The sequence below is a fragment of the Thermococcus sp. CX2 genome, from assembly GCF_012027555.1.
Lineage (GTDB): Archaea > Methanobacteriota_B > Thermococci > Thermococcales > Thermococcaceae > Thermococcus.
The window spans coordinates 1-220 of record NZ_SNUQ01000025.1; the positions used below are offsets into that span (position 1 = coordinate 1).

At 55.0% G+C, this 220-nt stretch carries 1 protein-coding gene; it reads left to right on the forward strand.

Annotated elements, in window-relative coordinates; genetic code table 11:
• On the forward strand, positions 1–220 hold a 220-nt coding region (locus E3E23_RS09965; protein ID WP_305849843.1), incomplete at both ends, for a TCP-1/cpn60 chaperonin family protein.

Sequence of the window (220 nt, forward strand, 5' to 3'; positions counted from 1 at the left end):
TCGGTCCGAAGGGTATGGACAAAATGCTTGTTGACAGCCTTGGAGATGTTGTTATTACCAACGATGGAGCCACCATTCTCGACAGGATTGACCTCCAGCACCCTGCTGCTAAGATGATGGTTGAGGTCGCCAAGACCCAGGACAAGGAGGCTGGCGATGGAACCACCACTGCCGTTGTCATCGCTGGTGAGCTCCTCAGGAAGGCCGAGGAGCTCATCGA